This is a genomic window from Pseudorhodobacter sp., assembly GCF_030452865.1.
In the GTDB taxonomy this organism is placed as follows: Bacteria; Pseudomonadota; Alphaproteobacteria; order Rhodobacterales; family Rhodobacteraceae; genus Pseudorhodobacter.
Genome location: NZ_JAKDLJ010000061.1, coordinates 1 through 12,968, shown reverse-complemented (window position 1 = coordinate 12,968; position 12,968 = coordinate 1). Strand labels below are relative to the sequence as shown.

12 protein-coding genes are annotated in these 12,968 nt (G+C 59.2%); 9 read left to right on the top strand and 3 right to left on the bottom strand.

The window, feature by feature from the left end; translation table 11 throughout:
* The coding region (locus L0H65_RS05840) for an ammonium transporter (protein WP_301457899.1) at positions 1-991 on the bottom strand (991 nt) is incomplete at its 3' end.
* Between the two features lie 264 nt (positions 992-1,255).
* Between L0H65_RS05840 and L0H65_RS05835 the strand changes: the two genes are divergently transcribed.
* From L0H65_RS05835 to L0H65_RS05800, 8 genes are all read left to right on the top strand, one after another.
* The gene (locus L0H65_RS05835) at positions 1,256-3,466 is read left to right on the top strand and encodes a transglycosylase domain-containing protein (RefSeq protein WP_301457898.1); all 2,211 of its coding nucleotides are present in this window, start codon (positions 1,256-1,258) and stop codon (positions 3,464-3,466) included.
* 147 nt (positions 3,467-3,613) lie between these two features.
* Positions 3,614-5,350 (top strand): type I secretion system permease/ATPase, encoded by a 1,737-nt coding sequence (locus L0H65_RS05830; RefSeq protein ID WP_301457897.1) that lies wholly within the window; start codon positions 3,614-3,616, stop codon positions 5,348-5,350.
* The gene (locus L0H65_RS05825; RefSeq protein WP_301457896.1) at positions 5,347-6,747 is read left to right on the top strand and encodes an HlyD family type I secretion periplasmic adaptor subunit; all 1,401 of its coding nucleotides are present in this window, start codon (positions 5,347-5,349) and stop codon (positions 6,745-6,747) included. The genes L0H65_RS05830 and L0H65_RS05825 overlap by 4 nt, the downstream gene beginning before the upstream one ends.
* A 142-nt stretch (positions 6,748-6,889) precedes the next feature.
* A complete protein-coding gene (locus L0H65_RS05820) occupies positions 6,890-7,354 on the top strand; it encodes a RidA family protein (protein WP_301457895.1) in 465 nt (154 codons plus the stop codon).
* A gap of 112 nt (positions 7,355-7,466) precedes the next feature.
* Positions 7,467-8,237, top strand: coding sequence for a glycerophosphodiester phosphodiesterase family protein (locus tag L0H65_RS05815; RefSeq protein WP_301457894.1), 771 nt, complete (start codon positions 7,467-7,469; stop codon positions 8,235-8,237).
* A gap of 54 nt (positions 8,238-8,291) precedes the next feature.
* Positions 8,292-9,464, top strand: coding sequence for a GNAT family N-acetyltransferase (locus L0H65_RS05810; protein ID WP_301457893.1), 1,173 nt, complete (start codon positions 8,292-8,294; stop codon positions 9,462-9,464).
* 66 nt (positions 9,465-9,530) lie between these two features.
* Positions 9,531-10,142 carry a glutathione S-transferase family protein gene (locus L0H65_RS05805; protein WP_301457892.1) on the top strand — a complete coding sequence of 204 codons (612 nt, stop codon included), beginning with the start codon at positions 9,531-9,533 and terminating at the stop codon, positions 10,140-10,142.
* Positions 10,139-10,432, top strand: a complete 294-nt coding sequence (locus tag L0H65_RS05800; RefSeq protein ID WP_301457891.1) for a 4a-hydroxytetrahydrobiopterin dehydratase — start codon at positions 10,139-10,141, stop codon at positions 10,430-10,432. The genes L0H65_RS05805 and L0H65_RS05800 overlap by 4 nt, the downstream gene beginning before the upstream one ends.
* Positions 10,433-10,435: 3 nt before the next feature.
* On the opposite strand, the gene L0H65_RS05795 is transcribed toward L0H65_RS05800, so the two are convergent.
* Together L0H65_RS05795 and dapD are read right to left on the bottom strand one after the other, a co-directional pair.
* Positions 10,436-11,128 (bottom strand): nitroreductase family protein, encoded by a 693-nt coding sequence (locus L0H65_RS05795; RefSeq protein ID WP_301457890.1) that lies wholly within the window; start codon positions 11,126-11,128, stop codon positions 10,436-10,438.
* Between the two features lie 41 nt (positions 11,129-11,169).
* Entirely contained in the window at positions 11,170-11,994 is an 825-nt protein-coding gene (gene dapD, locus L0H65_RS05790) for a 2,3,4,5-tetrahydropyridine-2,6-dicarboxylate N-succinyltransferase (RefSeq protein ID WP_301457889.1), read from the bottom strand.
* 84 nt (positions 11,995-12,078) lie between these two features.
* On the opposite strand from dapD, the gene L0H65_RS05785 reads away from it, so the two are divergent.
* The gene (locus L0H65_RS05785) at positions 12,079-12,900 is read left to right on the top strand and encodes an LOG family protein (RefSeq protein ID WP_301457888.1); all 822 of its coding nucleotides are present in this window, start codon (positions 12,079-12,081) and stop codon (positions 12,898-12,900) included.
* Positions 12,901-12,968 lie beyond the last annotated feature (68 nt).

Here is a 12,968-nt window from a genome sequence, read left to right as displayed (position 1 = left end):
CCACGACCACCGCAATCCCGCCGCCAACAGCGCCGATCCAAAGCGCGCCGAACAGCGTTGGATCAAGCGGCCCGGCAGTAATCCCCACAAGACCACCCAGCGCCCCATTCAGCACCATGGTCAGATCAACCTTGCCAAACAGGAGTTGCGTCAGAACCAGAGCCGCAATCGCGCCACCCGCCCCGGCCATGTTGGTGTTGGCAAAGATGATCGCTACGGCGTTGGCGTCCGCTTCGGTGCCAAGCGCAAGCTGTGACGCACCGTTGAAACCAAACCAACCCATCCACAGGATAAACGTCCCTAACGAGGCCATCGCCAGGTTGGACCCCGGCATCGGGTTCACGCGCCCGCCTTTGCCGAACTTTCCCAGACGCGGCCCAAGGATCAGCGCGCCCGCCAAAGCCGCCGCCCCACCGGCACCATGAACCAGCGTTGAGCCGGCAAAATCATGGAAACCAGCGGATGACAGGAAGCCGCCCCCCCACTGCCATGATGCGCTGATCGGGTACAGAAATCCGGTCATCAAAACCGTGAATGCCAGAAAGGGCCACAGCTTGATCCGCTCTGCCAGCGTCCCCGACACGATTGAGGCTGTCGTAGCGCAGAACATCAGCTGAAAAAAGAAATCCGACGCGGTGGAGACGGTGGCATCCGCAGCAATCTTACCCTGAATCGATGCAGGGGCAAACTGCCCGATCAGGCCGGGGATGATCCATCCATCGCCCGGATACATCAGCTTGTAGCCGACCAGCCAATACATGACCGCCGCAATCGCAAACAGCGCGATATTCTTGGTCAATTGCATCGTGACGTTCTTGGATCGAACCAAACCCGCCTCCAGCATGGCGAAACCTGCCGCCATCCAGAACACCAGAAAGCCCCCGATCAGGAACAGCAACGTGTTGAAGATGAAGGCATTGTTGACAACAGGCTCCGCGTCCTGCGCCAATACAGGTGCGCCGAAAGCAACGCCACACCCGATGAGCACCATCTGAATAATCCGGTTTTTCATCATTATTCCCTTTTTCCGCTGAACTGACGTTAGCGAGGATCACTTTGCAGGTGCAGCACAAGCAAACGAGCCATTACGGTGGTGAAAAAAGTGCATAAACGCATAATATTTGTGCATTCAGGACGAAATGACTAAATATTCGTCACAAAACACGCGCGGCGAGGTCGCCTTAACCCTCCACAATCACGCGCAGGCAGGTTATTCTGCGCGGCAACAATGCGTGAAAACACGAAAGCAGAGCGGATGAGCAGAACAGGCAAAGGCCCAACGCCGATGGTGGCGGATCGGCGCTACAGATCCCCGACCGGGGGCAGGCCGCCCAGCCCGCCACCAAAACGCAATAAAACGAAAAAACGCGCGGCACCGAAAAGGACACGGCGTGGCGGCATTTCCGGCTGGATTGCATCATTCGTCGGCTTGATCTGGCGGATCGTCTGGGGCTTTGCCTGGCGCATTGGCGCGGTCGTCACCTTGATCGTTTTGATTGTGACGGGGTATTTTTATGCGCAACTGCCGCCGCTCGACAACCTGCTGGATGCGCGGGCGCGCGGGTCGGTGACCCTGCTGGACCGCAACGACAAGGTTTTCGCTTGGCGAGGCGAAACCTTCGGCGGATCTGTTTCCGCCGACACCGTTTCGAAATATCTGCATGACGCGGTGGTCGCGACCGAGGACAAGCGATTCTACCACCATTTCGGAATTTCTCCGCGCGGTATCGCGAGTGCGATCCGCATCAACATGCGCGAAGGGCGCGGGCCGTTGCAGGGCAATGGCGGCTCCACCATCACGCAGCAGGTGGCGAAACTGCTGTGTCTTGGTGTGCGCTATGATCCATCACAATGGAAATCCGAAGCGGATTATGAGGCGGACTGCCGCCAGGGTGGACTGAAACGGAAAATCCGTGAGGTGCCGTTTGCCTTCGCGCTGGAAGCGAAATATTCGAAGGAAGACATTCTGACCATCTATTTCAACCGCGCCTATCTGGGTGCGGGTGCCCGCGGCTTTGAGGCGGCAGCGCAACGCTATTTCGGAAAATCCGCCAAGGACGTGGATGCTGCTGAGGCTGCGATGTTGGCTGGCCTGCTAAAAGCGCCGTCGACCTACGCCCCGACCAACAACCTCAAACGCGCGCAGGACCGCGCCCGCGTGGTTCTGGACCTGATGCAGGAGCAAGGCTACCTAACCATGGCCGAGCATGAGGCTGCCATCCGCAACCCTGCCACTTTGTCCAAAGCGGCGGAGGCGCGCGCGGGCGGCTATTTCGCCGATTGGGTGATGGGCGAAGGGCCGGATTTCCTGACCCGTGATACCACCGAAGACGTGATCATGCGCACAACGCTGGATCAGCGCATCCAGCGCGCCGCCGAATCGGCGCTGCATGACGTTCTGGATGTGAAACTGCGTGACGGCTCCAAGGTCGAAACCGCGATCATCGTGATGTCCGCCGATGGGGCGGTGCGCGCAATGGTCGGCGGTCGCCATCCTGCGCCCCCCGGCAGTTTCAACCGCGCGACGATGGCCAAGCGGCAGACCGGTTCCGCGTTCAAGCCGTTTGTCTATGCGGCCGCAATGGACCTTGGCTATACCCCGGCCGATTTCGTCGAAGACCGTCCCCTGACGATCAATGTCAAAGGCTCCGGTCCGTATTCGCCCCAGAATTACACCAAGAAGTATCTGGGACTGATCACCTTGACCAAGGCACTGGAGGAATCCGTCAACACCGCTGCCGTGCGAATATCCGAAGCGGTTGGCCGCGATGTGGTGCGCCAGGTTGCATCCGATTTCGGCATCGAAAGCGACCTTGCCGCAGGCCCGGCGCTGGCGCTTGGTGCGTCGGAATCGTCTTTGCTGGAAATGACCGGCGCATATGCGGGCATCCTGAACGGCGGGTCATCCGTGAGGCCCTACGGTCTGGTTGATCTGCGTCTGAAGCAGGATGACAAACCGCTGTTGGGTCAGGACGGCGGCATCGGAGAGCGGGTGATTTCCGAAACCGCCGCAAAATACCTGACCTACATGATGAGCAAGGTCGTCGAGGAAGGCACCGGCAGGCGCGCGCGGCTGGAAGGACGGCCTGCGGCGGGCAAGACCGGCACCACCTCGGCGGCGCGCGATGCGTGGTTCATCGGCTTCACGGCGGATTATGTTGCCGGTGTCTGGATGGGCTATGACGACAACACCCCGCTTACCGGCGTGACCGGTGGCGGCTTGCCTGCCGAAATCTGGCATGAGGTGATGGTCCGGGTCCATGACGGGCTCCCGGTTCGACCGTTGCCGCTGTTGGTGCCGGAACCGCGCGTGCCACCGGGTCAGGCGCAACCACAGGATTATCAGGCGCAGTCACCGCAGCAATACGCCCCGGCGCAGAACCCGGTGCCCCAGAACCAGAACAATGAGGATGCCCTTGCGGACCGAATTCTTAAGGAAGTTCTCGGTATCTTCGGTGGAAATTGACCTGCAATCCGGTCGATTTTCTATGCTACACACGGAGGAGTTGCTTTCCGATGATCTCACTTATTTCTACTTCCGTAAGAACCATCTCAACACCAGTTCGGTAGCAGGAAGAAACATCACGTCGACGGTAATTGAGGACCAAACCGAATGAGCCCGAAGGAAAACCGTCATGGCCTGAGTGAGCTTGCCGAGATCAAGCGTCAGAGCCGATCACTTTACGTTGTCATATTCGTCTTCAGCTTTTTCGTGAATTTGCTGATGCTGACAAGCCCGCTGTATATGTTGCAAGTCTATGACCGTGTGTTGGGCAGCCAATCCGAAGCCACGCTTCTGGCACTTTCCTTGCTGGTCGCTGTCTTGTTCGTTGCGATGGGGTTTTTGGACCACGCCCGCAATCGCATCATCGCGCGACTGGGCGCACGGTTTCAGGATTCACTGGATAAACGGGTGTTTCAGGCGGCGATCCGCCGCATGACGATTGCCCCGAACGATCCGAATGCGCTGATCGCGCAACGCGACCTGGAGGCGATACAACGCTTTGTGTCTTCGCCCGTTCATCTGGCATTCTTTGACATTCCATGGACTCCGATCTTTGTCGCGGCAATTTTCGTTTTCCACCCGTTGCTTGGGTGGCTGGCCATTGCGGGGGGTGCCTGTATTGTGGGCATCACCTTCCTGAACCGTGGCTTGACGCAGGCTCCTTTGCATCAGGCAAACCAAACCTCCACCATGGCGGAACGCCTGGCCGACAACCTGAAATCTGAATCCGAAACGGTGCAGGCTCTTGGCATGTCGGGTGCCGGTTTCAACCGCTGGCAAAAAGCCCGAAGCATGGCCCTCGCCGCCAGCATCAAGGCGTCTGATCTTGGCGGCGTGTTCACTGTTTCCTCCAAGACATTCCGGCTTTTCCTGCAATCGGCAATGCTCGGCGCCGGTGCCTATCTTGTCCTGCACGGGGAGCTTACGGCGGGCGCGATGATTGCAGGCTCGATCCTTCTGGGTCGCGCATTGGCCCCGATTGAGGCGCTGGTCGGCCAATGGGCGCTGGTGCAAAGATCACAGGAAGGCTGGGCACGGCTTTCGATCCTGCTGTCAGAGCAGTTGGTGGAACCGCCGCGCACTGCCTTGCCGCGCCCGCGCGCGCAGCTTGAGATCAGCCAGTTGACCGTGGTTCCGCCGGGTGCCACGCAAGCCGTCCTGCGCATGGTGTCATTCAATGTCGAACCGGGGCAAGCCGTGGGCATCATCGGACCGTCTGGTTCCGGCAAATCGACACTGGCGCGGGCCTTGATCGGGGTGTGGCGACCTGCGGGCGGCAAGATCCGCCTCGATGGTGCGACGCTGGACCAATACGATCAGGATGTTCTGGGCAGCTACATCGGCTATCTGCCACAGCGGGTGGCACTGTTTGATGGCACAATCGCCGAGAATATCGCGCGCCTGCAAGAAAACCCGGACCCCGCCAAAATCGTCGAGGCGGCCCGCCGCGCTGCCGCGCATGACATGATCGTGAAACTCCCCGACGGCTATGACACCCGCGTTTCGTCTATCGGTGGCCGGTTGTCGGGGGGACAGATCCAGCGGATCGGCCTTGCGCGTGCCTTGTTCGGCGATCCGGTGCTTCTGGTGCTGGATGAACCGAACTCCAATCTCGACAACGACGGCTCGCTCGCCTTGAATCAGGCGATCAGGGCGATGAAGGCGGCGGGTGATTCGGTGCTGATCATGGCGCATCGACCCGCAGCCATTCAGGAATGCGACACGCTTCTGGTACTGGAGGACGGCGGACGGCGCGCCTTTGGTCCGCGTGATCAGGTGCTGCGCGAGATTATAAAGAACCACAATGAAATCACCCGCTCCGTCGGGCCGGGGGGCGTCGCATGACCGCGCTGACAAAGACCGATCCAATACAGACGGAACCCAAGCCTGCGCCGCAAGCAACCGGCCTGCTGAAATCTGCAGCAGCTAAGCCGACAACGCCCGAAAACGCGTGGTCGGTGCGCCGCCCGGTGGCTGTCGGTCTTGTTACGCTGTTTCTGCTTGTCGTCTGTCTGGGCGGATGGAGCGTGATGACAACGCTCAGCGGTGCCATTGTTGCCAATGGTCGGATCGAAGTGGAACAGAATCGTCAGGTGGTACAGCACCTTGATGGTGGCAGTGTCGCCTCGATTCATGTCACCGAAGGTCAGCCCGTGAAGGCGGGCGATTTGCTGGTTCGCCTCGACGGCTCCGCCCTGAAATCTGAGCTTGCGATTGTTGAAGGCCAGTTTTTTGAACTTCTCGCGCGCCGTGGCCGGCTGGAGGCGGAACGCGACGACAAGGGTGAAATCACCTTCGCGCCAGAACTGATCACCATTGCGGCCCAGCGCGCCGATGTTGCGGAACTAATGGAGGGGCAACGTCGGCTGTTTGACGCGCGCAAGGACACACTGGCACAGCAGGTCGACCAATTGGCCAAGCGCAAAGGTCAGATCGCGAGCCAGATCACCGGCATCGACGCGCAATCCAACGCCCTGACGCAGCAACTCAACCTGATCGGGCAGGAGCTTGCGGCGCAGCAGGAACTGCTCAACAAGGGTCTGGCTCAGGCAAGCCGCGTTCTGGCGCTTCAGCGCGAAGATGCGCGGTTGGCAGGCCAGAGGGGTGAACTTACCGCCAATCGCGCGCAATCCGAGGGCCGGATGACCGAAAGCGACATCGAGGTGCTGAAACTCGCAGCGACCCGGCGTGAGGAAGCAAGTACCCAATTGCGCGATATCGGCTACCGTGAACTGGAACTGGCAGAACGCCGCCGCGCATTGATCGAAAAGATTCAACGGCTGGATATCGTCGCACCGGTGTCCGGGATCGTCCTCGGATTGCAGGTCACGACACCGCAAGCCGTGCTGCGCCCTGCCGACCCCTTGATGTACATTATCCCGCAGGATCGCCCCTTGGTGATCAACGTGCAGGTGCCACCGATCCATATTGATCAGGTGCATGTGGGACAAGAGGTACGGCTGGTGTTTTCGTCCTTCTCGTCGCGCACCACGCCAGAGTTGAAAGGCCATGTCACGCTCGTTTCCCCGGACGCGCTGACCGATCAACGGACACAGCAACCGTATTACAGCGCCGAAATCGTGCCCGATGAGGGCGAGATTGCAAAGCTGTCCGAACTTGGCCTGAAGATCATCCCCGGCATGCCGGTCGAGGCTTTCATCCGCACCGGCGACCGCACACCGCTGGCTTATCTGCTGAAACCCTTTACCGACTACTTCGCCCGTGCTTTTCGCGAAACCTGAGGCGATGACCCCAAAATCGTCCAATGCCACCGTGGTATTTGAAATCCGGTTCGCTGGGGTTCCAATTTCCAATTCACCAACGCGACAAAACCCGTTAACATGCGCGAAAGTTTTGGCCAATGCTAAGTCAGAAGGATAAACTATGACAATCGATTCCCGCCTCGCTGAACGCGGCATCACCCTGCCCAACGCCCCCGCCCCGGCAGCAAACTATGTTCCCTTCGTTGCCGATGGCGGCACGCTTTACGTTTCCGGTCAGATCAGCCAAGGCCCGGATGGCCTTATCAAGGGGCGTCTGGGTGACACGATGAGCGTCGAAGAAGGCGCCGCCGCCGCGCAACGCTGCGCCGTCTCGCTTCTGGCGCAGGTCAAAGCGGCTTGCGGAGGCGATCTTTCGCGCCTGACCCGAGTGTTGAAGTTGACCGGCTTTGTCAACTCGACGCCGGATTTCACTGACCAACCCAAGGTGATCAACGGCGCCTCGGATTTCTTTGTGGAAATTCTGGGCGATGCCGGGCGTCACGCACGGTCTGCGGTGTCTGCTGCCTCATTGCCCTTGGGCGTGGCCGTTGAAATCGAAGGCATCTTTCAAATCAAGACGAAGTAATTTCCGGGCCAACAACGCCTTGTTGTTGCATCGCAGGGCAAATTCCCGGTGACAAGCGGCGTTGCCAATCAGGCAACGTCTCCCCTCTCCCGCCGATCAAAAGTGAACTCCCATGCCTGCCAATCTGCACCCCGATTTCCTGACCAAACCCATTGCCCATCGGGCTTTGCATGATGTCAATGACGGTCGCCCCGAAAACTCTCGCGCGGCAATACTTGCGGCGATAGAAAAGGGCTATGGCATTGAAATTGATCTGCAATTGTCCCGCGACGGTCAAGCGATGGTGTTTCACGACGAGGTGCTGGACCGGTTGACGATGGAAACCGGGCTGCTGAACCAACGCTCCTCGGCGGAGCTTGCCTATATCCCCCTGCGTGGCGGCTCGGAAACCATCCCCAGCCTGACGGAAGTGCTGGCGCTGGTGGCGGGTCGCACGCCTCTGCTGATCGAGATCAAGGACCAGCAGGGTCAACTTGGCCCCACCGATGGAAAGCTGGAAGCGGCGACCGCAGCAGCACTTGCAGAATACAAAGGCCCGGTCGCCCTGATGTCGTTCAACCCGAATTCGGTGATCACGATGGCGCGGCTTTGCCCGGACATCCCGCGCGGGCTTGTCACCTCCTCCTTCGATCCTGCCGAATGGCAGCCCATCGCCCCCGCGACCTGCGAGCGGTTGCGGGGGATTCCGGATTATGATCACGCAGGCGCCAGCTTCATCTCTCACGAGGCGGCGGACCTCGCGCGTCCGCGCGTCGCTGAGTTGCGCAATGAAGGTGCGGCGATTCTGTGCTGGACCATCCGATCAGCGAAAGCCGAAGCAAAAGCCCGTGAACATGCGCAAAACATCACATTTGAAAGATACCTCGCCAAGATTCCGGCTTGACGAGCGGCGGAACGGCCCCATCTGCCGAGGGGGCAACCCGGCACGAAGGTTTATATGGCAGAGCTTGAAATATCCCTGCTTTCAAATTTTGCGGACATTCCGGCACGCGAATGGGATGCGCTTGCCTGCCCGGAAGGAGCGAGCGGACGGCCACTCGACCCGTTCACAACCCATCGCTTTCTGATGGCGCTGGAAAGCTCCGGTTCGATTGGCGTGCGCAGCGGTTGGCAAGCCCGCCCGATGATCCTGCGCGAGGCTGGGAAAACCATCGCCGCGATGCCACTTTTCGTCAAAACCAACAGTCAGGGCGAATATATCTTTGATCACAATTGGGCCAATGCGTTCGAACGTGCGGGCGGCAAATATTACCCCAAACTGCAAGTTGCGGTGCCGTTCACGCCCGCCAGCGGTCGCCGCTTTCTGACCCTGCCGGGACAGGAGGAGATTGGCGCGAAGGGCCTGATAGCAGGGGCTATCCAGACTGCGGAACAGAACGGACTTTCCTCGCTCCACATCACGTTTTGCACCGAGGATGAAGCGCGCCTCGGAGCCGAAATGGGACTGATGCATCGCATCACGCAGCAATTTCACTGGATCAATCAGGGTTACGCAACATTTGATGATTTTCTTGCCCGGCTTTCCTCGCGCAAGCGCAAAGCCATCCGAAAGGAACGGGACACCGCCAATGCGGCAGGTCTGACCATTCAGACGCTGACGGGTGATGCGCTGCTGCCCGCCCATTGGGATGCGTTCTGGCAGTTCTATCAGGACACCGGCGCACGAAAATGGGGAACACCCTATCTGACCCGCGCCGCCTTCACGGAGTTTCACAGCCATATGCGTGATGACACATTGCTGGTCATGGCATTTGCGGGGGATCGCCCGGTTGCGGGCGCGCTCAACTTCATTGGCCGCGATACCTTGTTCGGTCGCTATTGGGGCTGTGTGGAAGATCACCCCTGCCTGCATTTCGAACTGTGCTATTACCGCGCGATTGATTGGGCCATCGCACATGGATTGAAGCGGGTGGAGGCGGGGGCGCAGGGCGATCACAAACTCGCCCGCGGCTATCTCCCGACACCAATCCATTCGCTGCACTGGATCGCCAACGACGGTTTCGCCCGCGCCGTTGCCGACTATCTCGACGCTGAACGCAACGCTATGGCGGAGGATATCGAGGTTATGACTGCCTATGGCCCGTTTCGCCTCAGCGCTGATTCCGGGTGACAATCCGCCAGCACAGCGCCAAAATAAATCGAACCGCCAAGATATCGCAAACCGAAGGAGGATCCGATGACCCTGACCCTTTACACCAACCCAATGTCACGCGGCCGCATCGCGCATTGGATGATGGAAGAGCTCAGCCAACCCTATGAGGTCACATATCTCGACTACGGCACCACGATGAAAGCACCGGAGTATCTGGCGATCAACCCGATGGGCAAAGTTCCGGCGCTGGTGCATGATGGCAAGGTGGTGACGGAATGTGCCGCGATCTGCCTCTATGTTGCCGATGCGTTTCCGGATGCCGGAATGATGGGTGAGGACCGCGCTTCCTTTTACCGCTGGATGCTGTTTGCCGCAGGCCCGCTGGAGCATGCCGTCACCAACAAGGCGTTCAGCGTCAAATTCCCGGCAGAGCGGGAAGGCACCATCGGCTACGGCAATTTCGACCAGACGATGCAGGCACTGGATACGGCGGTTTCCAAAACAAAGTTCATAGCAGGTGATCGGTTTTCCGCCGCCGATGTCTATGTCGGTTCTCAAATCGGCTGGGGTCTGCAATTCGGCACCATCCCCGAAACCGAAGCATTGCGCAGCTATTGGAATCGGATCAAGGACCGTCCCGCCCGCTTGCGCGCCGATGCCGCCGACGATGCGTTGATCCCGAAAAAACCCGAATGAAGGTAGAGAAACTTCCCGACCGTTGCGCCCTCGCTCCGCTTTTTGCAAGCGGCTGGGAACTGGTCGCCGATCGCGATGCCATCCGCAAGACCTTCATATTCCGCAACTTCATCGAGGCATTCGGCTTCATGACCCGCGCAGCACTTTGGGCTGAAAAGTGGAACCATCACCCCGAATGGTCCAACAGCTACAAGACCGTTGCCGTGGTGCTGATCACCCATGATGCCAACGGATTGACGGAACTTGATGTGAAACTCGCCCGCAAGATGGATGATCTGGCAAAAGGTTAACCGCTACTCCGCCACCGTCAATATTTGCTCCATCGGCTTCTTGATCTTGGCAACCCGTGGCACCGTGGCATTCGCCGCTGGATGGCCAACCGCGATGATCATTGTCGGCTTTTCCGAATCCGGGCGTTGCAGCAACCCGTTCAGGAACTTCATTGGGTTCGGCGTATGGGTCAGCGCCGTCAACCCTGCCCGGTGCAGGGCGGCAATCAGGAACCCCGTGGCGATCCCCACACTTTCCGGCACATAGTAATTCTTGAACCGCGTGCCGTCGTCAAACTGACCCCAGCGCTGGCCGAACACCACAATCAACCAGGGCGCCAGGTCCAGATGCGGCTTTTCCTCATTGGTGCCAATCGGCTCCAGCGCCTTCAACCACTCATCGCCACCGCCGCCTTCATAGAACCTGCGCTCCTCCTCCTCCGCCTCCAGCCGGATCTTGTGCTTGATCTCGGGGTTGGCAATGGCGACGAAATGCCAAGGTTGATGGTTCGCGCCGGAAGGGGCCGTGCCTGCCGCGCGCACGCATTCCTCGATCACTTCTCGCGCGACGGGACGGTCACAAAACTCCCGCACCGAATGGCGACGTTTCAGATGGTCATAAAAGGCCCGCGCCTCTGCCAGCATTTGCGCGTCACTCAGCTCCGCCCGGTCGGGCAACGGGAGTGCTTCGTAAGCAACATGGTCTTTGGCAAACATATCAGGCTCCTCCCAAAGCCGAACCGGGGGTAGACCCCCGATCAATCGCGCAGCAACTCGTTGATCGACGTTTTGGATCGCGTTTGCGCATCCACCTTCTTCACAATCACCGCACAATAAAGATTCACCCCGCCTTTCGACGGCATCGAGCCTGCCACAACAACCGACCCTGCCGGAACCTCGCCATAACTCACCTTCCCGGTATCGCGATCAAGGATCTTGGTGGACTGGCCGATAAAAACTCCCATCCCCAGAACCGAGCCTTCGCGGATAATGCAGCCTTCCACCACCTCGGACCGCGCGCCAATGAAACAGTTATCCTCAATGATGGTCGGTCCGGCTTGCATCGGCTCCAACACACCGCCAATGCCAACCCCGCCCGACAGATGCACGTTTTTCCCGATCTGCGCGCAAGACCCGACCGTCGCCCAGCCATCCACCATGGAGCCTTCGTCAACATAAGCCCCGATATTGACGAAAGACGGCATCAGCACCACGCCCTTCGCAATATAGGCCGACCGCCGCACGATTGACCCCGGCACAGCGCGAAACCCGGCCTTTCGCCAATCCGCCTCGCGCCAGCCCTGAAACTTCGACGGAACCTTGTCCCACCAGTTCGACCCACCGTTGGAGCCGGAAATCTCATACATATCCGCCAGGCGGAACGACAACAGAACCGCTTTCTTGGCCCATTGGTTGACATGCCAATCTGCACCGCGCTTCTCGGCAACCCGCAGACTGCCACTGTCCAGCGCCGTCAAGGTCGCTTCAATCGCGTCGCGCACCTCCCCTTTGGTGGTGATTGTGATGCTGTCGCGCGCCTCCCATGCGGCTTCAATCGCGGTCTCCAGCGCTGCATTGCTCATCTCGTCATCCTTTGCGGTGGTCAGGCCTGCCCCAAGCCTATAGACGGAGGAACATAAGCACGCAACGCCCCGCAAGGAAAGCCGATGAAAGAAGACGTCCGCAAGCACCCGTTTCGCGACAGCCAGCAAGACGTGAAGGCTTCGCACAAGATTCCCGACACCCCGCAAACCCGCGCTCCGGCTTACCGCCTCGCCTATGCCGATAATGAATTCATGTGCCGCGAAGATCTGCGGCCGGTGCGGCTTCAGCTTGAGTTGTTGAAGCCGCAATTGGTGATGGACGAACGCGGCATCGAATCGACCATAGTGCTGTTTGGCGGAGCGCGGATTCCCGATCCGGTCAACAAGGATCAGGCCCGCACAAAAACGCTCGCAGACCTGACGAAGTACTACACCGAAGCGCGCAACTTCGCCCGCATCATGACCGAACGCTCGATGACCACCTATGGCCGCGAAAACGTGATCATCACCGGCGGCGGCCCCGGCGTGATGGAGGCAGGCAATCGCGGGGCGCAAGATGCCGGAGGGCAAAGCATTGGCCTCAATATCGTGTTGCCGCATGAACAGGCGCCGAATGAATATGTCACGCCAGATCTGTGCTTCAACTTCCACTATTTCGCGATCCGCAAAATGCACTTCCTGATGCGCGCCGCCGCGATCTGCGTGTTCCCCGGTGGCTTTGGCACCTTGGATGAGCTGTTTGAAAGCCTGACCCTCATTCAATCCGGCAGGATGAAACGCGTCCCCTTCCTGCTGTTCGGTAAGGATTTCTGGGAAAAGATCATCAACTGGGAGGCACTGGCCGAGGCAGGCACCATCGGTGCTGAAGACCTAAACCTGTTCCGCTTCGTCGAAACCGCCGAAGAGGCAATTCAGATCATCGACACCTGGCCAAAATCAGACTGACATCTTCCGTCATCATCTGTTCAAAAATATCCTCCGGGGTGAATTGGCCTTCAGGCCAAGAGGGGGCA